20 protein-coding genes are annotated in these 19,883 nt (G+C 63.6%); 12 read left to right on the top strand and 8 right to left on the bottom strand.

What is annotated here, in order from left to right; all coding sequences use genetic code 11:
- Window positions 1-22: 22 nt before the first annotated feature.
- Window positions 23-523: a phage holin family protein gene (locus ACQR0Z_RS09340; RefSeq protein ID WP_434918405.1), complete on the bottom strand. Its 501-nt coding sequence runs from the start codon at window positions 521-523 to the stop codon at window positions 23-25.
- Window positions 524-787: a hypothetical protein gene (locus tag ACQR0Z_RS09345; RefSeq protein ID WP_434918406.1), complete on the bottom strand. Its 264-nt coding sequence runs from the start codon at window positions 785-787 to the stop codon at window positions 524-526.
- Window positions 788-947: 160 nt separating this feature from the next.
- On the opposite strand from ACQR0Z_RS09345, the gene ACQR0Z_RS09350 reads away from it, so the two are divergent.
- Genes ACQR0Z_RS09350 through ACQR0Z_RS09360 form a run of 3 tightly spaced genes read left to right on the top strand, consistent with a single transcriptional unit; the run spans window position 948 to window position 3,971 of the window.
- Window positions 948-2,084 (top strand): MlaE family lipid ABC transporter permease subunit, encoded by a 1,137-nt coding sequence (locus tag ACQR0Z_RS09350; RefSeq protein ID WP_434918407.1) that lies wholly within the window; start codon window positions 948-950, stop codon window positions 2,082-2,084.
- A 3-nt stretch (window positions 2,085-2,087) separates the two neighbouring features.
- Window positions 2,088-2,867 (top strand): ABC transporter ATP-binding protein, encoded by a 780-nt coding sequence (locus ACQR0Z_RS09355; RefSeq protein ID WP_434918408.1) that lies wholly within the window; start codon window positions 2,088-2,090, stop codon window positions 2,865-2,867.
- Between the two features lie 3 nt (window positions 2,868-2,870).
- Window positions 2,871-3,971: an ABC-type transport auxiliary lipoprotein family protein gene (locus tag ACQR0Z_RS09360; protein WP_434918409.1), complete on the top strand. Its 1,101-nt coding sequence runs from the start codon at window positions 2,871-2,873 to the stop codon at window positions 3,969-3,971.
- A gap of 19 nt (window positions 3,972-3,990) precedes the next feature.
- Here ACQR0Z_RS09360 and ACQR0Z_RS09365 read toward each other — a convergent pair whose 3' ends face one another.
- Window positions 3,991-4,308: a c-type cytochrome gene (locus ACQR0Z_RS09365; RefSeq protein WP_434918410.1), complete on the bottom strand. Its 318-nt coding sequence runs from the start codon at window positions 4,306-4,308 to the stop codon at window positions 3,991-3,993.
- Between the two features lie 141 nt (window positions 4,309-4,449).
- On the opposite strand from ACQR0Z_RS09365, the gene ACQR0Z_RS09370 reads away from it, so the two are divergent.
- Window positions 4,450-5,163: a helix-turn-helix domain-containing protein gene (locus ACQR0Z_RS09370; protein ID WP_434859395.1), complete on the top strand. Its 714-nt coding sequence runs from the start codon at window positions 4,450-4,452 to the stop codon at window positions 5,161-5,163.
- Window positions 5,164-5,714: 551 nt separating this feature from the next.
- Window positions 5,715-6,446 carry a Crp/Fnr family transcriptional regulator gene (locus ACQR0Z_RS09375; RefSeq protein WP_434859396.1) on the top strand — a complete coding sequence of 244 codons (732 nt, stop codon included), beginning with the start codon at window positions 5,715-5,717 and terminating at the stop codon, window positions 6,444-6,446.
- Window positions 6,447-6,523: 77 nt separating this feature from the next.
- Here ACQR0Z_RS09375 and ACQR0Z_RS09380 read toward each other — a convergent pair whose 3' ends face one another.
- Both ACQR0Z_RS09380 and ACQR0Z_RS09385 read right to left on the bottom strand, forming a co-directional pair.
- Window positions 6,524-7,567, bottom strand: coding sequence for a TRAP transporter substrate-binding protein (locus ACQR0Z_RS09380; protein ID WP_434918411.1), 1,044 nt, complete (start codon window positions 7,565-7,567; stop codon window positions 6,524-6,526).
- Window positions 7,568-7,581: 14 nt separating this feature from the next.
- Complete coding sequence (locus ACQR0Z_RS09385; RefSeq protein WP_434859398.1) at window positions 7,582-8,268, bottom strand: GntR family transcriptional regulator; 687 nt, start codon at window positions 8,266-8,268, stop codon at window positions 7,582-7,584.
- 339 nt (window positions 8,269-8,607) lie between these two features.
- Between ACQR0Z_RS09385 and ACQR0Z_RS09390 the strand changes: the two genes are divergently transcribed.
- From ACQR0Z_RS09390 to ACQR0Z_RS09420, 7 genes are all read left to right on the top strand, one after another.
- Window positions 8,608-10,695, top strand: coding sequence for a molybdopterin oxidoreductase family protein (locus tag ACQR0Z_RS09390; protein ID WP_434918412.1), 2,088 nt, complete (start codon window positions 8,608-8,610; stop codon window positions 10,693-10,695).
- Between the two features lie 171 nt (window positions 10,696-10,866).
- Complete coding sequence (locus tag ACQR0Z_RS09395; protein WP_434876394.1) at window positions 10,867-11,133, top strand: hypothetical protein; 267 nt, start codon at window positions 10,867-10,869, stop codon at window positions 11,131-11,133.
- A gap of 100 nt (window positions 11,134-11,233) precedes the next feature.
- Window positions 11,234-11,434: a hypothetical protein gene (locus ACQR0Z_RS09400; protein WP_434918413.1), complete on the top strand. Its 201-nt coding sequence runs from the start codon at window positions 11,234-11,236 to the stop codon at window positions 11,432-11,434.
- A gap of 96 nt (window positions 11,435-11,530) precedes the next feature.
- Entirely contained in the window at window positions 11,531-14,956 is a 3,426-nt protein-coding gene (locus ACQR0Z_RS09405) for an acyl-[ACP]--phospholipid O-acyltransferase (RefSeq protein WP_434918414.1), read from the top strand.
- Window positions 14,956-15,693 carry an esterase/lipase family protein gene (locus ACQR0Z_RS09410; protein WP_434918725.1) on the top strand — a complete coding sequence of 246 codons (738 nt, stop codon included), beginning with the start codon at window positions 14,956-14,958 and terminating at the stop codon, window positions 15,691-15,693. Before ACQR0Z_RS09405 ends, ACQR0Z_RS09410 begins: the two co-directional genes overlap by 1 nt.
- Before the next feature lie 72 nt (window positions 15,694-15,765).
- Window positions 15,766-16,545 carry an enoyl-CoA hydratase/isomerase family protein gene (locus ACQR0Z_RS09415; protein ID WP_434859404.1) on the top strand — a complete coding sequence of 260 codons (780 nt, stop codon included), beginning with the start codon at window positions 15,766-15,768 and terminating at the stop codon, window positions 16,543-16,545.
- 722 nt (window positions 16,546-17,267) lie between these two features.
- Window positions 17,268-18,137 carry a GNAT family N-acetyltransferase gene (locus ACQR0Z_RS09420; RefSeq protein WP_434918415.1) on the top strand — a complete coding sequence of 290 codons (870 nt, stop codon included), beginning with the start codon at window positions 17,268-17,270 and terminating at the stop codon, window positions 18,135-18,137.
- A gap of 1 nt (window position 18,138) precedes the next feature.
- On the opposite strand, the gene ACQR0Z_RS09425 is transcribed toward ACQR0Z_RS09420, so the two are convergent.
- The 3 genes from ACQR0Z_RS09425 to ACQR0Z_RS09435 all read right to left on the bottom strand — a co-directional run bounded on the left by ACQR0Z_RS09425 (window position 18,139) and on the right by ACQR0Z_RS09435 (window position 19,883).
- Window positions 18,139-18,501: a VOC family protein gene (locus tag ACQR0Z_RS09425; protein WP_434918416.1), complete on the bottom strand. Its 363-nt coding sequence runs from the start codon at window positions 18,499-18,501 to the stop codon at window positions 18,139-18,141.
- 87 nt (window positions 18,502-18,588) lie between these two features.
- The gene (locus tag ACQR0Z_RS09430) at window positions 18,589-19,593 is read right to left on the bottom strand and encodes an SDR family oxidoreductase (protein WP_434918417.1); all 1,005 of its coding nucleotides are present in this window, start codon (window positions 19,591-19,593) and stop codon (window positions 18,589-18,591) included.
- A gap of 92 nt (window positions 19,594-19,685) precedes the next feature.
- A complete protein-coding gene (locus tag ACQR0Z_RS09435) occupies window positions 19,686-19,883 on the bottom strand; it encodes a hypothetical protein (protein WP_434918418.1) in 198 nt (65 codons plus the stop codon).

Consider the following 19,883-nt stretch of genomic DNA (forward strand, 5'->3'; position numbering starts at 1 on the left):
GGTGAGATGAGCGGCTGATCCTTCAACCGGAATGCGAGGCTTCGGCAGGCCCCGAAGCCTCACTCTCCGAATGCCCCTGCGTGCGGAGCGTCTTGATGATCATCGTTGCAATCGGAACGATGAGCAACGGAATCAGATTGTTGAGTGGATGGTTGATCAGGTTCGAGACTTGCGACTGAAACGATCGCGCTTCGAGCTGCAATGCGTCCATCGATGATGAATGGATCTCGTTCGCCAACTCGAGCTCGCGGCCGGAGGGCGCGCGGGACGCTATGATCAGAAGCAGCGCCGCGATCACGATGTTGCAACCGCCGAGTGCTGCGGCGGCGACCACGGCAGATGTGATCTGGACGAGCCCAAGATAGGCTGCCAGCTCGAACATCAAGAGACCGAAGACTGCGATCAGAGCGGCGAATGCGCGCAAGCCAAGCCCGACGAGCAGGTGGCGAAGCCTGATGTCGGCGATGACCCGGTCCGTGCGCCAGAGCAGGCGAAGATGTTTGACGACGTTCTCAGTGTCCATCTAGTGTCTCCTCAACAGGAGGCCGAGCGCCATCCCGAGCGCGAAAACTGAAGCCACCGTCGCAATCGGGCGGGTCTTGATCAGGTGCTCAGCTCTAGAGGCGGCATCCCTCGTGTCCAGACCATTGATCGCTGCTGCAAACGCGCCCGCTATCGACTGTGCATTCGTTCTGCCGCCAGATGCGTTCGCCTTCTCCACCAAATTGCTGAGTTCACGCGTCAAGTGCTGCAGCTCGTTCCGGAGTGCCGTCCCGTCGGTGACCATGGTTTGTCCTCCGCCGAATTCAATGTAGAACCTGGGGGTGCCAGAGGCTTGATCTCGCTCAACCCTGAGCGTCTCGCTGCTTGACGCAGATCAAGCGAGACGGTTCTGCGAGTTCTAGGAACGAGCGTGCGTCGGCTCGCCGACTGAGGGAGACGTTCAATTGCGTGCGCATCCGAGACTGACCGCTGCTTCGTCGCAGGAGGTGCTCGAACTCCGTCCCAGCGGATCGTGGGTGTCCCTCAATGTCACAGAACTCGAAAGCCTGACGGACTCAGTAGATAGCGGTATCGATGGAGCCAAGGCCGTCAAGCTCGATCTCGCGGCTGTCAGCGAGATCGATACCGTCGGCGCTTGGCTGCTCGAGAAACTCAGCCGCCGCGCCACCATTGGCGGAAAACAGGTCGAAGTCACCGGCGTTGCCGACAACTATGCCGGCCTCGTCGAAGAGGTGCGGCAGGTCAACCGGCGCGTGATCGAGCCGGTACCGAAGCAGAATCCGATTGTTGCCAAGCTGACCGATCTCGGCCGCTCCTCTCTGGGCGCATCCAAGGACGTGACGGTGTTCCTGGACATGCTGGCCGCGCTGTCCTTTGCCTTGCTTCGCACCTTGCGCCGGCCACGATCGCTGCGCGTCACCTCTCTCGTCTATCAGATGTATCGGATCGGCTGGCAGGCGATCCCCATTGTCATATTGATCACCTTCTTGATCGGCGCGATCATCGCTCAGCAGGGCATCTTCCACTTTCGACGCTTCGGTGCGGAATCCTATGTCGTCGACATGGTCGGCATCTTGGTCTTGCGGGAGCTCGGCGTTCTCATTGTCGCGATCATGGTCGCCGGCCGATCAGGAAGTGCGTACACGGCCGAACTCGGATCGATGAAGATGCGCGAGGAGATCGACGCCCTGGTCACGATGGGGCTCGATCCCGTCGAGGTGCTGATTCTGCCTCGCATCGTCGCATTGATCCTGACCTTGCCGATCTTGTCCTTCATCGGTTCGATGGCGGGTCTGTACGGCGGGGGCCTCGTGGCTCAGCTCTACGGTGGCATGGCGCCCGAGATATTCATCGCCAGGCTGCATGATGCGATCTCGGTCACGCATTTCGAGGTCGGGATCCTGAAGGCGCCGTTCATGGCCTTGGTGATTGGCATCATCGCATGCAGCGAAGGCCTTCGGGTCAAAGGCAGCGCCGAATCGCTGGGGCAGCAGACGACTACGTCCGTGGTGAAATCGATCTTTCTCGTCATCGTGCTGGATGGATTGTTCGCCGTCTTCTTTGCATCGATCGGGATGTAGCCGATGGATGATCTCGACGTGTCCAGCGCGATCCGCGTCACCGATCTCGTGGTTGGATTTGGCCGGCAGGTCGTTCTCAACGAACTGTCTTTGGACGTCCGCCGCGGCGAGATTCTTGGACTGGTGGGCGCCTCCGGCGGCGGAAAATCCGTCCTGATGAGGACGATCATCGGGCTCATTCCCCGCCGTAGCGGGACCATTGAGGTGATGGGTGTCCAGCTCGGCGGTGCAGAAGAGCGCACGACGCAGGGCGTCGCGACCCGCTGGGGAATCCTGTTCCAGCAGGGTGCTCTTTTCTCCTCGCTCACGGTCAAGCAGAACGTGCAGTTTCCGCTGCGGGAGAACCTGCAGATGTCGCAGGGCCTGATGGACGAGATCGCAATCGCAAAGCTAGAGATGGTCGGTCTTCGGGCCGAGGATGGCGATAAGTTTCCTTCCGAGCTTTCGGGCGGCATGACCAAGCGTGCCGCGCTGGCACGAGCGCTCGCGTTGGATCCCGCCATCGTTTTTCTCGATGAGCCGACCTCCGGTCTCGATCCGATCTCCGCCGGCGATTTCGACGCCCTGATCAAGACGCTTCAGCAGACGCTTGGCCTGACGGTGTTCATGGTCACTCATGACCTCGCCAGCCTCAACACCGTTTGCGATCGTGTCGCTGCGCTCGCGGACGGAAAGATCGTCGCCATCGGCCCGATGAGCGATCTTCTGAGATCCGAACATCCCTGGGTCAAAGCCTACTTCCATGGCAAGCGATCCCAGATGCTGCAACCGAAAGTGAGTTGAGAGATGGAAACCCGTGCGCCATTCGCCGTCATTGGAGGCTTCGTGCTGGCGGCCATCGTCGCGATCTTTGGTTTCGTATACTGGCTCAACAACACCGGTGGGCTCGGGCCGCGCACAATTTATCGCGTTCAGTTCGAAGGATCGGTGCCGGGCCTGCTGGTTGGTGCCGCAGTTCTGTTCAACGGAATCCGCGTTGGGGAGGTGACGGAGCTCGGACTGGCGCCTGACAACCCTCGTCGCGTGAATGCGACGATCTCGGTGGCGTCAGCGACCCCGGTGCGGGTGGATACGAAGGTGGGCCTTGAATTTCAGGGACTCACGGGCGTGCCTGTGATCGCCCTGGAAGGCGGGGCGTCTGGCGCCGCGGCGGCGGTGTCAACGTTGATCGCAGAGCAGGGGGCCGGTCAGAGCATGACGCAGGCTGCCCGCGACGCCTTGCGCCGTGTCGATGCCGTGCTGGCGGAGAATGCCGGACCGCTGAAGGACACAATCGCCAATCTCAAGACATTCTCTGACGGGCTCGCCAGAAACACCGGGAAGCTCGATGGCATCGTCTCCGGGCTCGAGAAAATGACCGGCGGCGGCACGCCGGTGCAGAAGATCACCTACGATCTGACAGCGCCGCGAGACGTCGGTCCCGTCGGCAGGACGATCAAGGGGCAGCTCGCGATCCCTGAGCCGACCGCGGTTGCGATGTTGCAGACGCAGCGCATGCTGTTCTCACCCATCCGGGAGGTCCCCGGCTTTGCCGAATTCCTCTGGGCCGACAGCATCCCAAAGCTCGTCCAGGCCCGGCTGATCGACACGTTTGAGAACTATGACGTGGCCCACGCGCCACTGCGCGCCTCGGACCTCGGCCAGCCGGACGTTCAGCTGGTGATCGATATCCGGCGCTTCCGCATCGATACCGAGGGCGGTGCCAAGGCGGACATCGGGCTGTCGGCGCGTCTGGTCGAAAAAAGCGGGAAGGTCGTCGCTTCGCGCTTGTTCGATGAGACGCAGCCGATTGCGCAGATCAATCCCACCGAGGCTGTCGCCGCCTTCGACGCAGCATTCGGCAGAGCCGCCAAGTCCATCCTTTCATGGACAGTTCAGGCGCTCTGATCCTGGGAGGTCCGAACGCTCATTCGAGGCTCTTGAGATACGACAAGAAATCGTTGATTTGCGGCGGTGTCAGTTCGAATTGCGGCATCGCCGGGTGGCCAGTGACGATGCCCTCCGCCAGCGCTTCCCCCAAGGTTTCCACGGGGTAACGGAGGTGCAATGTCCGGAATGGCGGAGCCGGCTTGAAGGGGCTGTCGCCGGTGCGGCCGATGGCATGGCACCGGGCGCAATGAACCTTCGCGAACGCCCGCCCGCGCTGCTCCGGCGTCGACGCTGCGTATGACGGCGATGCGAGCGACATCGCCACGAGAAGATGACACCAAACGAGGCGTTGCATTCAAAATGTCCGCTTAAGGAAGCCGTTATCGGTCACGATAGGGCCCGCATTGTCGGTTCGTTTGATTTGAATCAATCGGAACTTGGCGCATCCGCTAGAATGCAGCCATTCCTCTCGCGCCTGGCCCTGCGGAGCCCCTGTATGAAGACGTCTCTCGTTGCAGTCGATTTCCATGGCCAAGCCTGCGCGGATTGTGCCGTGCGCGGTTTCAGCGTCTGTGCGTCGCTCGACCAGTTCGAAATGCGTGAGTTCGAACAGCTCAGCCGCAGAGCGCACTTCTCGACCTGCGAGACGATCTTTTCACAGGAAGACATGTCGTCCTGTTTCTACAATGTGTTGGACGGGGTGATGAGGCTGTACAAGCTTCTGCCCGACGGCCGCAGACAGATCGTGGGCTTCGCGCTTCCTGGCGATTTCGTCGGCATGACGACCGAGCAAAGGCATGGATTTTCCGCCGATGCGATTGGTCCCGTCACCGTGTGCCAATTCGCCAGGGGGCCGTTCGGCCGATTTGCCGAAGACAAGCCGAACCTCCTGCGCCGGATGAACGAACTGGCCGTGCATGAGCTCAATCAAGCGCGCGACCACATGGTTCTTCTCGGGCGCCGGTCGGCCGAGGAAAAGGTCGCTACGTTCCTGGTCGGCTGGCGGGACCGGCTGGTCGAGCTGCGCGGCCCCTCCAACATCGTGCCGTTGCCGATGTCTCGTCAGGATATCGCGGATTATCTCGGCCTCACAATCGAGACAGTCAGTCGAACCTTTACCAAGCTGGAGCGGGAGGGGATCATCGCCATCCTTCCCGGCGGCGTATCGCTGCGCGATTCCGCACGCGCCGAGGCGCTGGCTGCCGCCTGACCATCCCCGCGGGATGTGGGGCGCGCCTCGGCATTGATCTGGATCAAAGACGGACGCGCGGGTGCTCGGGAAGAATGTCTCCAACTCAAAAATGGGGAGAGAGACATGCCGTTCGACGCCGTGATGGTCAGTGTTGCTGTGGTGGGTGTTTTCGTTGCCTTCGCTGCCGTTCTGCTGTGGGCTGATTCTCAGACAAAGCACCGTGCCTGAAGCCGCAGCTTCCCGAGCAGGCCTATAGATCCTCTCGGCCAAGCGGGCATAGCCGCGCTGCAATAAGGCGTTCAGACCCCCCGCCGGACCACGCGCCGTCGGGGGACGTCTCGTTTTGACTTCTGCCGAGACGCCCGGCGTTGCATTTTCCTGGACAATCTGCCGATCTACCGTATTCGGAAGGTGAGCGGAGATCGAGGGGCCGGCTATCGAAAGCCGATGGGATCGTCCTTGCCGGTGGACGTCGGCGCGACCGTCGTCCTCCGACATCGAGGGCGCACCACCAGCTTGCGACGCCACCCCTTGGCCGCCGGGGGATGCGGACGCCTGGGAGACGCGGTGTGACTGAGGAGAAGAGGGGCAGCGTTCGTTCGTCCAGCAGCGGCAAGCTGTCCGTATTGCGGCAGCATCCGATGTTCCGCGAACTCGAGGCCGATGCCCTCGATCAGCTCTGCCGCTACGCCAAGCCGACCTCCTTGAAGCGTGGCGCCACCATCTTCTCGAAGGGCGATCCCGGTTCGAGCCTCTATGCCGTGATCAGCGGGACCGTGAAAATCAGTGTTTCGTCGCCGGACGGCCGCAACGCAATCCTGAACCTGATCAGCGCAGGCGAGCTCTTCGGGGAGGTCGCCGTGCTCGACGGAAGGGAACGGACGGCGGACGCCACCGCCAATACGAACTGCGAGATCCTGGTGATCGATCGTCGCGAGTTTCTGCCGTTCGTGAAGAGCCAGCCCGTCCTGGCGATGAAGTTCATCGAGCTGCTTTGCGATCGGCTGCGCTGGACCAGCGATCAGGTCGAGCAGGTGATCCTCCAAGACCTTCCACGTCGTCTGGCCAGCGCTCTGCTCGGCCTGACGGAGAAGCGCAAGCTGGACCCCGCCAGCCGCACCATCGCCATCACGCAGCAGGAGATCAGCGAGATGGTCGGCATGACCCGCGAGAGCATCAACAAGCAGCTGCGTGCCTGGGCCGCGCGAGATTGGGTGCGGCTCGAGCATGGGGCGATCGTCCTGCTCAATCCAGAGCCGCTCCGCGGCTTGGCGGAAGCCGCCCAGCAAGAGGACGAGTAGGGCTGCTTCTGAACCGCGCCAAGTGTGTCGCTGTCTGGTGACGGAGCAGGGCAGGGCGCCCGCCGGCCCGATTCGGCCTACGCGATGTCCTGGATGCGTTTGATCATCTCTTGGTACTTCGGACCATACTTGTCCCAGACCGGCTTGACGGCCTTCTGGAACGGCGCTTTGTCGGCGATCTCAATGATCTCGGATCCTGCAGCCTTCGCCTTTTCCATCGCTTCCCGTTCATAGGCCTTCCAGAGGTCGCGCTCCTCGACCTGGGCTTCGCGCGCGAACTTCTTGATCAGCGCTTGATCATCGGTCGACAAGGTCGCCCAGGCTCGCTTCGAAAAGACGAGCAGCTCCGGGATCACGAGATGCTGCGTCAGGGAGTAGTATCGCGCCGCCGTGTATTGATTGCTGAAGACGTAGCTCGGTAAGTTGTTCTCCGCTCCGTCGATCACCCCCGTCTGCAGCGCGCTGAAGACCTGTTCATAACTCATCGCGACGCCGTTGCCGCCAAGCGCATTCATCATATCGATGAAGATCGGATTGCTGATCACGCGGATCTTGAGACCCTTGACGTCCTCGACCCTTCTGATCGCCTTTTTGGTGTTGTAGATGCTGCGTGCACCCGAATTCATCCAGCAAAGCGCGACCAAATTGGCATTGGGATCGGCGCTGACACGATCGAGAAGGTCCTGACCGATAGGACCGTCCATCATCTTTTCAGAATGCGCGATGCTCCTGAACAGGAACGGCATGTTGACGACGTTGACGTCGTCGACGATTGGTCCGAGCGAGCCGGCGCTGACACGCAGCATTTGAATAGCCCCGGTTCGGGTCTGTTCGATCGTGTCCTTCTCGCCGCCGAGCTGGGCGGACGGATACATCTGCATCGAAAGCCGCCCATTGGTCGAGGCTGTGAGCTTCCTGCCAAGATTCTCCGTCGCGACCACAGTGGGATAGCCCGGCGGCTGAACATCGGCCGCCTTGAACGCGGCCGTTGCTTGCGCGAGCGCGTTCGAGACGGTCGGCAGGGTCGCAAGGCCGGCAAAGCCCATGCTCAATTTGACGAAGTCGCGTCTCTTCATGGCGCCGCTCCCACGGACAATGGCATGTGCGGCGACCGCGGCCAAGGCGCGGCTGCCTGTTAGCTTGGTTGAGCGAAGTATTCCGGGTTCAGCGTCTGAGTTTCAGAGATGTCGCCGAGGAGCCGTTCGAGATGACTTGCCATCGCCGCCCGGGCACCCTCCGGGTCGCGCCGCTCGATCGCTTGCAAGATCTGCTCGTGCTCGGCAACCACTTCAGCCATCCGTCCGATCTGCGGGAGGGTTAGCCGCCGATAACGGTCGACGTGCACCTTGACCTGCTGGATCAGCTTCCAGATCCCGGGATAACCGGCAACCTCGGCAATTCCAGCGTGGAACGATTCGTCGGCCTGATGGAAGGCCTCGCGGTCTTTGGCAGCGCAGGAATCGCGCTGGCGCTCGAGGGTCGTATGGAGGTCGAGAAGCTTGGTCGACGTGGCATGCTCGGCCGCCATGCGGGCCGTGGTCTCTTCGAGCGATTTTCGGATGATGATCGTCTCGGGGAGCGCAGCGACCGGAATGCGCGAGACGAAAATACCGGACTGAGGGAAGATTTCGACCAGTCCTTCATCCGCGAGTTTCAGGATGGCCTCGCGGACCGGGGTTCGGCTGACGCCATAGGCGGACGCGATCCGGGCTTCTGAGACAGGCTCGCCGGGCAGGCGCACAAGCGACACGAGTTCGACCTTGAGATCGGCATAGATGCGCGATGCCACTGTCGCGCCGCGAGGCCGGCTGCTGCGGCGCACACGTACCGACACAGGGCGTGGCACAGGGGCCAATTTCCTTGGGCCTCGACTGGGCATCTGGCGTTTCCTAAGATTGATATATTAGTATATGAAGCCGGTTTGACAACCCAAAAGGCCCGTTGCTCGACGGGTCCTTGTGCTGCGTTGCAGAGGCCGGGGAGCCCGGGGTCTCGATCGTGCGGAAGACTTCGCCTTCTCTCGCGGTGACTGCGACCGAGGACATCGGTGGCGCAGCGAGTTCGCCTGCTCCCGCGCTATCCCTCGGCGCACGAATCTTGTTCATGCGAATGCCTCGCGAATGCTCTCGGCGAGAGACATGTTTGGTGTTACCAATCCCGCATGAACCAGCAGACCCGCCTCAATATCCGCCACTCCACCTGTCCGCACGATTGTCCCTCGGCCTGCGCGCTCGACGTCGAGGTGATCGACGAGAAGACGATCGGCCGCGTTCGCGGCTCGAAGCGACAGACCTATACGGCCGGCGTGGTGTGCGCGAAAGTCGCAAGATACGCCGAGCGCATTCATCATCCTGACCGCCTGATGCATCCGATGCGTCGCGTCGGCCCGAAAGGTTCGGGGCAATTTGCGCGCATCACCTGGGATGAGGCGCTCGACGAGATCGCCATGCGGTTTTCGGAGGCCGAGCGGGATTTTGGTGCTCAGTCGGTCTGGCCGTACTACTACGCCGGCACGATGGGCCTCGTCATGCGCGACGGCCTCAACCGTCTCACCCACGTCAAGAAGTACTCGCGGTTCTACTCGACCATCTGCGCCAATGTCGCCCGCGTCGGCTTCGCGATCGGGACCGGCAAGATTGCCGGTGTCGATCCGCGCGAGATGGCTTTGTCGGACCTGGTGGTGATCTGGGGCACCAATCCGGTGAACACCCAGGTCAACGTCATGACCCATGCCGCGCGCGCGCGGAAGGAGCGGGGCGCCAAGATCGCCGCGGTCGACATCTACGACAACGAAACGATGAAGCAGGCTGACATCAAGATCATCCTGCGTCCCGGCACCGACGGCGCATTTGCCTGCGGCGTGATGCATGTGTTGTTTCGCGACGGGCATGCCGACCGCGCCTACATGGCGAAGTACACGGATTGTCCGGATGAGCTCGAGGCGCATCTGAAGACACGAACGCCGGAATGGGCTTCGCAGGTCTCCGGCGTTCCCGTAGCCGAGATCGAGGCCTTTGCGAAGCTGGTGGGAGAGACCAAGCGAACCTTTTTCCGCCTTGGCTATGGCTTCACGCGCAGTCGAAACGGCGCGACGCAGATGCATGCAGCGTCCTGCATTCCCGCCGTGACCGGCGCCTGGCAGTATGAAGGCGGTGGCGCCTTCTTCAACAATGCCGCGCTGTGGCATTTCGACGAGTCGATCATCGAGGGACATGACGCGATCGATCATTCGACCCGCTATCTCGACCAGTCGCAGATCGGGCGCATCTTGACCGGTGATCGCGAGGCGCTGTGCGGCGGCCCCCCGGTCAAGGCGATGCTGATCCAGAACACCAATCCGATGACCGTTGCGCCTGAACAGGAACGGGTCCGGGAGGGCTTCGCGCGCGAGGACCTGTTCGTCGCGGTGCATGAGCAGTTCATGACAGAGACGGCGCTGATGGCGGATATCGTGCTGCCGGCGACGATGTTCATGGAGCACGACGACCTGTATTACGGCGGTGGTCACCAGCATATTTCCGTTGGCCCGAAGCTGATCGATCCCCCGGGCGAATGCCGTTCCAACCACGAGGTGCTGCAGGGCCTCTCGCGCCGGCTTGGTGCGGTTCACCCGGGTTTCGAGATGACGCCGCGCGAACTCATCGATGCGACGCTGAAGAAGAGCGGTCACGGCGATATTGCCGCGCTCGAAGCCGATGTCTGGCGCGATCTGCAGCCCGATTTCCGCACCTCGCATTATCTCGATGGCTTCGCGCATCAGGACGGCAAGTTCCACTTCAAGGCGGATTGGGCGCACCCGCCGTTCGGCCGGGTCATGGGCAACCCTGAGCGCATGCCTTCGCTGCCGGATCATTGGGCCGTGACGGAGGAGGTTGATCAGGAGCATCCGTTCCGCCTCGCCACCAGCCCGGCGCGATCGTTCCTCAATACGTCGTTCAACGAGACCCCTTCCTCCCAGGCGAGGGAAGGGGCGCCGTCGCTGATGATCCATCCTCTCGATGCCGCGCCACTCGGCATCGTCGATGGCGACCTGGTGACGCTCGGCAGTCCGCGCGGGCAGACGTCGCTGACGGCGCGGCTGTTCGATGGCGTCCGCCGCGGGGTGCTGATCGCCGAATCGATCCATCCCAACCGCGCTCATGCCGGCGGCCGCGGCATTAATACGCTCACGGGCGCCGATACCGTCGCACCGATCGGCGGCGCGGCCTTCCACGACAACAAGGTTTGGCTGCGGAAGTCGGTCGCGTAACAGTCAGAAAACACCAATAACTTCAAATTCTTGATGTCCCGGTACGCGCTGCTTTCGCGCGCCGGGAAGATTTCGTTTACCCACCGGCAGGCTCCCTTGCGGATTTTTCTTGAGCGCCGCTCAAATCCGAGGTATTCGTTTTGAGCGATGCTCAAAAAGGGAAGTTTTCAAATGTCGGTCCTCAGCCTCTCCAGTCCGCGATTTTTGTCGACCTCGTCGGAAGTCTTGATGAACGGTTTGGCGCGCGCAGCGTCTCACCTGATGGTGGCGCGCATTGAGCGTATCGCCAACGCCTGTGATGTCGCCGGCCTGCTGGCGGCAAGACGCACACGGTGGAAAGCCGGCAACCAGCTTTATCGCGCCGCCGGCCGCGAAGGGCGCTGGCTCCGCCGCAGCAGCCTGTTCGGTTGCTTTCACTACCTCCGCGAACTGAGTTGACGGCTCAAATCCCCGGCTCCTGCGCAACGAAGCGGTCACCATGTCCTCACGTCTCACCTCATGCGTGCAGCTGTCCTCGCTCCGGATAAGCTTTTTGCACATGTCCTTCGCAATATCGTTCGTGCTGGTCGGGGCTGGCAGCGTTTCGTTGCCGCTCGACTGGCCGCCACGCGGCGGCTTCGCGGCGGGGCTCGTGGCGCTGGTGTGGTCCTCCTTCACGCTGGCCGACACGATGGCTTTGTTGTCGCGGCGTCCGCGGCGGAGCGGCCGATACGGCAGACCGGGACGGAGCGGCGCGTAACGCCGCGCCCGTGTCGGACGAGTGTCCATTTCAGCAGCAAGTTTTCAACCTCGCGCTATCGGCGGCACATGCGCCGCAACACAGCAGGAAACGACCATGATCAAGCAGTTGATGTCGTCGCGCCGCTTTGCCCCGCTGTTCTGGGCGCAATTCGCGTCGGCGCTGAACGACAACGTCCTGAAGAACGCGCTGGTCATCATGTTGCTCTACGGCGCCGTTGCGTCGCATGGCGATGCGCTCGTGACGGTCGCCGGTGCAGTTTTCATCTTCCCGTTCTTCATCCTGTCCGGGCTCGGCGGCGAATTGGCCGATCGTTATGTGAAGGGCGTCGTCGCGCGCCGGCTGAAGTTTGCGGAGATCTTCGCCGCCGGTTTTGCAGCGCTGGGCTTCTTCCTGCATTCGGTGCCGCTGCTGTTCGTCGCGCTCGGCATGTTCGGCGTGATCGCGGCGCTGTTCGGCCCGGTGAAATACGCGATGCTGCCGGACCAGCTGACCGTCGGCGAACTCGCGACGGGCAACGCCCTGGTGGAAGGCGCCACCTTCATGGCCATCCTCATCGGCACGATCGCCGGCGGCCAGCTGGTCTCCGGCTCATCGCATATGGGATGGGTCGCGCTCGCAGTGATCGGGCTTGCCGTGATCTCCTGGGCCTCGGCCTCGCGCATTCCGCACACCGCGCCGTCAGCGCCAGATCTGCGCATCACGGCCAATCCCTGGACCTCGACCTCGCATCTTCTCAAGTCGCTGTATGCCGCCCCGCGGCTGTGGGACGGCATGGTGATCGTGTCTTGGTTCTGGCTGGTCGGTGCCGTCGTGCTGTCGCTGCTGCCGGCCCTGGTCAAGGATGTCGTCGGCGGGACCGAGGGCGTCGTCACGCTGTGCCTCGCCATCTTCGCGATCGGCATCGCCATCGGCTCGCTGTTCGCCGCCAGCCTCAGCCACGTTCGCCCCAACCTGGCTCTGGTGCCGATCGGCGCGATCGTCATGGGCGTGCTTGGTCTCGATCTGTCCTGGGCGATTGCGACCACTGATACCGCGAAGGATGTCGCGCCGCTCGGCTTCATCGGCTCTTGGGCGGGAGCGCGCATGCTGATCGACTTTGCCTTGTTCGCCTTCGGCGGCGGCCTGTTCGTGGTGCCGGCATTCGCAGCCGTCCAGGCCTGGACTGAGCCCAACGAACGCGCCCGTGTCATCGCTGCGGGCAATGTGCTGCAGGCCGCGTTCATGGTGGTCGGCTCGCTCGGCGTGGCCGGTCTTCAGGCCGCAGGCGTCTCGATCGCCTGGATCTTCTTCGGCCTCGCGCTGGCAAGCTTCGGCGCTGTCTGGTTCGTACTGACCAAGTGGGGCCGCGAAGGCGTGCGCGATTTCGGTGCGATGCTGTTCCGTGCGCTGTTCCGAACGGAGGTGCGCGGCCTGGAAAACCTGCCGCCGGTGGGCACCCGGATGCTGATCGCGCCGAACCATGTCAGCCTGATCGACGGTCCGTTGCTCCACGCCGTGCTGCCGATCGATGCGACCTTCGCCGTTGACACCGGCATCTCGAAGGCCTGGTGGGCGAAGATCTTCCTGAAGATGGTGAGCCACATCACGATCGATCCGACGAAGCCGCTCGGCGCGCGTGATCTGATCAAGCTGGTGGCGAGCCAGGAGCCGGTGGTGATCTTCCCCGAGGGCCGCATCACGGTCTCGGGCTCGCTGATGAAGGTCTATGACGGCACCGCGATGATCGCCGACAAGGCCGACGCCGTCGTCGTGCCCGTGCGCATCGAGGGCGCGCAGCGCTCGCATCTCAGCTACCTCAAGGACGGCCAGATCAAGCGCTCGTGGTTCCCGAAGGTGACGGTGACGATCCTGCCGCCGGTGAAGCTGAACGTCGACGCATCGCTGAAGGGCAAGACCCGCCGCAACGCCGCCGGCGCCGCGCTGCAGGACGTCATGATCGAGGCGATGGTCAAGAACGCGATGCTCGACCGCACGCTGTTCGAGGCGCTGGCCCATGCCCATCGCGACCACGACACCGGCAAGGTGATGATCGAGGATCCGCTCGGCACCAAGCTGACCTATCGCAAGCTGCTGCTGGGCGCGCAGGTGCTCAGCCGCAAGCTCGAACATGGCACCATGGTCGGCGAGAACATTGGTGTGTTGTTGCCGAACTCCGCCGGCGTCGCCGTCGTGTTCATGGCGCTGCAGTCGATCGGCCGGGTGCCGGCGATGCTGAACTTCTCGGCCGGCCCTGTGAACGTGCTTGCGGCAATGAAGGCCGCGCAGGTCACGACCGTGCTGACCTCGCGCGCCTTCATTGAAAAGGGCAAGCTCGACAAGCTGATCACCGCGATCGAGGGGCAAGCACGGCTCGTCTACCTCGAGGATGTGAAGACATCCGTCAGCGCCGTCGACAAGCTCAAGGGCATCCTCGACGGCACCAAGCCGCGCGTCGCCCGCAATGCCGATCATCCGGCCGTGATCCTCTTTACCTCGGGTTCGGAGGGCACGCCCAAGGGCGTGGTGCTGTCCCACCGCAACATCCTGGCCAATGCGGCCCAGGCGCTGGCGCGGGTCGATGCCAACGCTAACGATCTTGTGTTCAACGTCCTGCCGGTGTTCCACTCCTTCGGCCTCACCGGGGGCATGATGATGCCCATGTTGGCGGGCATCCCGATCTACATGTACCCGTCGCCATTGCATTACCGGATCGTGCCGGAATTGATCTACCAGACCGGCGCGACCATTCTGTTCGGTACCGATACGTTCCTCACCGGCTACGCACGGTCCGCCCATGCCTATGATTTCCGCACCCTGCGGCTCGTCATCGCCGGCGCCGAGCCGGTCAAGGACCGTACGCGGCAGATCTACATGGAGCGCTATGGCATCCGTGTTCTCGAAGGCTATGGCGTCACCGAGACGGCGCCGGTGCTGGCGATGAACACGCCGATGGCCAACCGCGTCGGAACCGTCGGCCGCCTGTCGCCGCTGATGGAGTACCGGCTCGACAAGGTGCCGGGCATCGAAGAGGGCGGCCGGCTGTCGGTCCGCGGTCCCAACGTCATGCTCGGCTACGTCCGTGCCGAAAATCCCGGCGTGCTCGAAGCGCTGCCCGAGGGCTGGCACGACACCGGCGATATCGTCACCATCGACGAGCAGGGCTTCATCACGATCAAGGGCCGCGCCAAGCGTTTCGCCAAGATCGCCGGCGAGATGGTCTCGCTCACGGTGGTCGAGCAGATCGCCGCGAATTTGTGGCCGCAGGCCGCCTCCGTCGCGGTGTCGATCCCCGACGAGCGCAAGGGCGAGCGCATCGTACTGATCACGACGCAAAAGGACGCCGAGCGCGCGGCGATGCAGCGCCAGGCCAAGGCGCAGGGCGCGCCCGAGCTTGCAGTTCCGGCGGTCGTCATGGTGGTCGACAAGATTCCGCTGCTCGGCTCGGGCAAGACCGACTATGTCGGCGCCAAGGCGCTGGCCGAAGAGACTGCCAAGGCCGCGGCTCCGGAACGCGAGCCCGAGGAACGAGAAGTGGCGTGATGGCATCGCCGCGCCGATTTCGCCAGGAGCATGGCCTCCGCGACGCGGGGGTCGTCCTGCTGCATGGCATCGCCGGCCGCTCATTGATGCTGCGCCCGCTAGAAAAGCGACTGCAGCGCGCGGGCTTCGCCACGCTGAACCTCGACTATGAGAGTCGCAAGAAGCCGCTGGAGGAACTGGCTGAGGACATCCATCCCGCCATCAGCGACTTTGCCCACAGCCTCGACGGACCGATCCATTTCGTGACCCATTCGATGGGCGGGCTGCTGGCGCGCGTCACCATCGCCCATCACCGTCCACGGCGGCTCGGCCGCGTCGTCATGCTGGGCACGCCCAATGGCGGCAGCGAACTCGCCGACCGGCTGCAGAATGTCGGGCTCTACCGCGCCTATTTCGGTCCTGCAGGCCTGCAGTTGGTGACGACAAAAAGCGCAGCGCTCGCATCGCTGCCGCCGGCGGACTACGAGATCGGCGTGATCGCCGGAAGCCGCTTCCTCGATCCGATCTCCGGACTGTTTCTGCTGCCATGGCCCAATGACGGCCGCGTCTCGGTCGAGAGCTGCAAGCTCGCCGAGATGACCGACTACACGGTGATCAAGGCGTCGCATATGGGCCTGCTGGTGCACCCCACCTCGGTCCGGCAGACGATCGCGTTCCTGCGCGACGGCCAGTTCGAACCGGTGCGCCCGCTGCTGCGCGACGCCATCGCCGAGATCGGCCGCCGCGCGGCCTCCTGACGCAAGTTTTCCTTGCTCCCCGCCGCTATCCCGCGACAATCTCGCATTCGACAGCAAGCGACAGGCAAGGCGATGACCGATAACAGCGTGATTCTCGACAAGCGCGGGCAGGCCCTCTGGATCACCATCAACCGTCCGGAGAAACGCAATGCCCTCAACGGTGACGTCATCGCCGGGATCTCGCGCGGCTATCGCCAGGCGCATGAGGACCCTGAGATACGCGTCATCGTGCTGACGGGGGCAGGGGACAAGGCCTTCTGTGCCGGCGCCGACCTGCAGAACTCGGGCGCGGCCTTCGCGATGGATTTCTCGCGCCCCAATGTCGACTATGCCGATCTGCTCAGGCTGTCGCAGAACGCCACGAAGCCGGCGATCGCGCGCGTCGGCGGCGTCTGCATGGCGGGCGGCATGGGCCTTCTGTGCATGACCGACATGGCGGTCGCTGCCGATCACGTCATCTTTGGCCTGCCGGAAGTGAAGGTGGGCGTATTCCCGATGCAGGTGCTGAGCCTGCTGCAGAGCATGGCGCCGCCGCGGCTCGTCAACGAATGGGCGCTGACGGGTGAGCCGTTCGACGCCAAGGCCGCTCAGTCCGCAGGTCTGCTCAATCACGTCGTCCCGGCCGCCGAGCTCGACGCCAAGGTCGATTGGCTGATCGGCCGCATCGTCGACAAATCGCCGACGGCGATCCGCCGCGGCAAATATGCGATGCGCGCGATCGCCTCGATGTCGTTTGACGAGTCCATCGCCTATCTCGAAAGCCAGATCGCGCTGCTCGCGATGACCGAGGACGCCAAGGAAGGGCTGAAGGCGTTTGCCGAGAAGCGCAAACCGGTCTGGCCGGGTAAGTAGTCTCGCCACTATCAATTCGGCGTCATTCCGGGGCGCGCGCAGCGCGAGCCCGGAATCCATACGCCCGATCGTGGTTATGGATTCCGGGCCCGCGCCTTTCAGGCGCGTCCCGGAATGACGCCGGTTGAGATGCCCGAGCGTTCCCAACATCTTTGCTGTCGTCAAACTGAACACATACATCCGCGATCTCGCGGCGCGTCGCGCCCGAGTTGTTGATCTGACATCCGCCCTCTGAAGAAGAGGGCGCAGGGAAGGCCGGGAGCTCGCCGCCCCCATGGCCCGCCTGCAGGAAGAAAAGCAGGCGGCAGTCACCACAGGTTTGGCCGCAACTTCCGGCCTTCCCTGCGCGATGGGCTTACGGCTTATACGTGATCTCCCTGGTGCGCCGGGCTTTCTGGCCACCATCCTCGCGCGAAGCCAAGCTTCGTCGTGAGTTGACATCAGCGTCGGGATGTCAGGACCACACGATTTCGCCGTCCGCCACGTCACCAGTCGTCTTGCGCAAACGCGCCTGATGCCGCGACGGCCATCGCATCAACGGTCCAACGCTCGTGACGATCGCGAGGCGCCCCTCTCGTGGGCCGTGACAGCGGAAAATGTGCGCCTGATTTGCCCGACGACGCAACGGCCCGGAGGGTGCGACATAGTAACCCGACGGGCAAAGTCTCACTGCGTGAGCATTTCCTGCTGCGGATTGCGTGGGGCGGGACTACCATGACGCCATGACCTCACATCTTGCATTCGACGGCGATGGCCTAGCCATTCGCCCTATGCGTGCCGACGAGATTGCTCTCGCGGTCGACTGGGCTGCGGCCGAAGGCTGGAATCCGGGTCTCTCCGACGCGGCCTGCTTCGCGGCGGTCGATCCGCAGGGCTTCCTCGTCGCCGAGCTCAGGGGCGAGCCGGTGGCGACCGTGTCCTGCGTGAACTATGACGATCGCTTTGCCTTTCTCGGCTTCTACATCGTCCGTTCGGACATGCGCGGGCGGGGATACGGTCTGCGGCTGTGGCAGGCGGCGATGGCGCATGCGGGAGCGCGGGTCGTTGGCCTCGACGGCGTGGTCGCTCAGCAGGACAATTATCGCAAGTCAGGCTTCGGCTACGCCTATGCCAACATCCGCTATGGCGGGCGGCCCTCCGCCAGACCGGCCACGGTCGAGCCAGATCTCGTCGCGCTGCCGGACGTGCCGATGTCGCAGATCGAAGCCTCGGACGCGACCGTGTTTCCGGCGCAGCGACGTGCGTTCCTGCAGACCTGGATCGGCACGTCCCAGCACGTCGGTCGGGCGTTGGTCAGGGGCGGTGAGCTGGTGGCCTGGGGCGTGATCCGCCCCTGTCGCACCGGCTACAAGATTGGTCCGCTGGTTGCGGATCGCCGTAGCGATGCCGAGACTGTTGTTGCGGCGCTGCTGGGCGCGACGGGTGATGGCGAGGTGTTCCTCGACGTGCCCGCAATCAATGCGGAGGCAGTGGCTCTCGCCGAAGGCCTCGGGCTCAAGCCGGTGTTCGAGACGGCGCGCATGTACACCGGGCCGGTCCGGCCGCTGCGGATCGAGCGGGTGTTCGGCGTGACGACGTTCGAGCTCGGCTAGCTCATTTGCCGAGTGGACGCGCGAAGCTCAGCTCGTGACCGTCGGGATCGGTGAGGTGGAAATAACGTTCGCCCCATTCGGCATCGCGCGGCGTGGTGGAGGGGTCGAAACCGGCCGCCAGCGCCTTTCCATAGACGGCGTCGACGTCGCCGACATGGAAGATGATGCGGCCCCACCAGCTCCACTGCTTGTCCTCCGGCATCGTGACCAGGTTGAGATAACCCGCGCCGACGCGGAAGGTCGTGAACGGCGACTCCGCGCCGCCATAGGGGATGTCGTCGAAGCCGAGCGCGCGATAGAAGGCGACCGCGCGGGCCATGTCGTGGGTGGCGATGGTGATCGCGCTGATGCTCTCGATGGTCATGGAGACTCTCCGGACCGGACTTGAAGCCGCGGAACAGAGAAACGCATCTGACTGGGGTCGCGCAAGGGCAGCATTGCGGCACGTGGCCTAACGCCACCGCCGCCGGGTCATGGTCGCTCCCAGCGCGAAGAAGATCGCGGCTCCGATCGCGACGGTCGCGGCCCGGGCGACGTCGCCGGGAACGAGGATGGCCTGCTGGGCCGCGCCTTGGCTGAACGACCCGCGGGTGCGGTGCAGACGCGTGACCGGGTGGTCGAGATTGTCGGTGCGGTCGGGCACCAGCGGCACATCGGTCTGCTGCCCGGCAATCGCCTTGGCGGCAAGATAGCGGTGGAGCAAAGCAGGCGCGACGGCATTGCCGAGGATCGTGAGCAGCGTGGGCCAGCCGATCCAATATTCGCGAAAGCCGCCATCGCCGACGCGATAGACGGCGTCCGCGATCACCTCGGGTTCGACCGGCCGTCCCATCGGCCGCGGCGTGTGCGCGAGATGCGCGCGGGCCCAGTCGAATTGCGGCGTGTTGACCGCCGGAAGATCGACGATGCTGAGCGAGATGCGGGAGCGCTCGTGCATCAGTTCGGCGCGCAGCGAATCGGTGAAGCCGCGGATCGCGTGTTTGGCGCCGCAATAGGCCGCCTGCAAAGGAATGCCGCGATAGGCGAGCGCAGAGCCGATCTGGATGATCCGGCCCTCGCCGCGCCGGCGCATCGAGCGCAGCGCCGCCATCGTCCCATGCACGAACCCGAGATAGGTCACCTCCGTGACGCGCCGAAATTCCTCAGGAGTGATGTCGGCGACGGTCGAGAACACCGTCTCCATCGCATCGTTGATCCAGATATCGACCGGTCCCAGCCGCTCCTCGAGCCGTTCGGCGGCATCGAGCAGGGCCTGCGCGTCTGCGACATCGACCGCTTCATATTCGGCATGAACGAAGCGCGCCTGCAATTCGCGCTGAACGCCGCGCAAGGCATCCTCGTCGCGCGCGATCAGGCCGACGCGGTCGCCCGCTTCGCCGAAGCGCTTGGCGATGGCGCGGCCGACCCCGGCGGAAGCGCCGGTGATGATGACGGTGCGGGCTCTGATCCGAGGCATGTCCGGTTCTCCGTGCACCCCGTCGTACAAACGTTCTGCGGCCGGCAATGTTTCGGCCGCGAATGTCCGCTCCCGATGAACTCTTGTTAAGCTCAGCGATGCAGGCCGTCGCGCGTGTCCTCGGGAACCGGGACGACGTCGAAATCGTCTGCCGGTGCGGCGAGTGCCCGCTTCGACTCCTGATACGCATTGCCGCGCCTTGCCCGGTGATCACGATCTGCGCCGCTGCAGCGATCGAATCCGATGATGCTGATGTTGTGCGAGGCGCGCTTGGCCTCGTCGCCCTGCAC

The organism is Bradyrhizobium sp. HKCCYLS3077, assembly GCF_051167555.1.
Classification (GTDB): domain Bacteria; phylum Pseudomonadota; class Alphaproteobacteria; order Rhizobiales; family Xanthobacteraceae; genus Bradyrhizobium.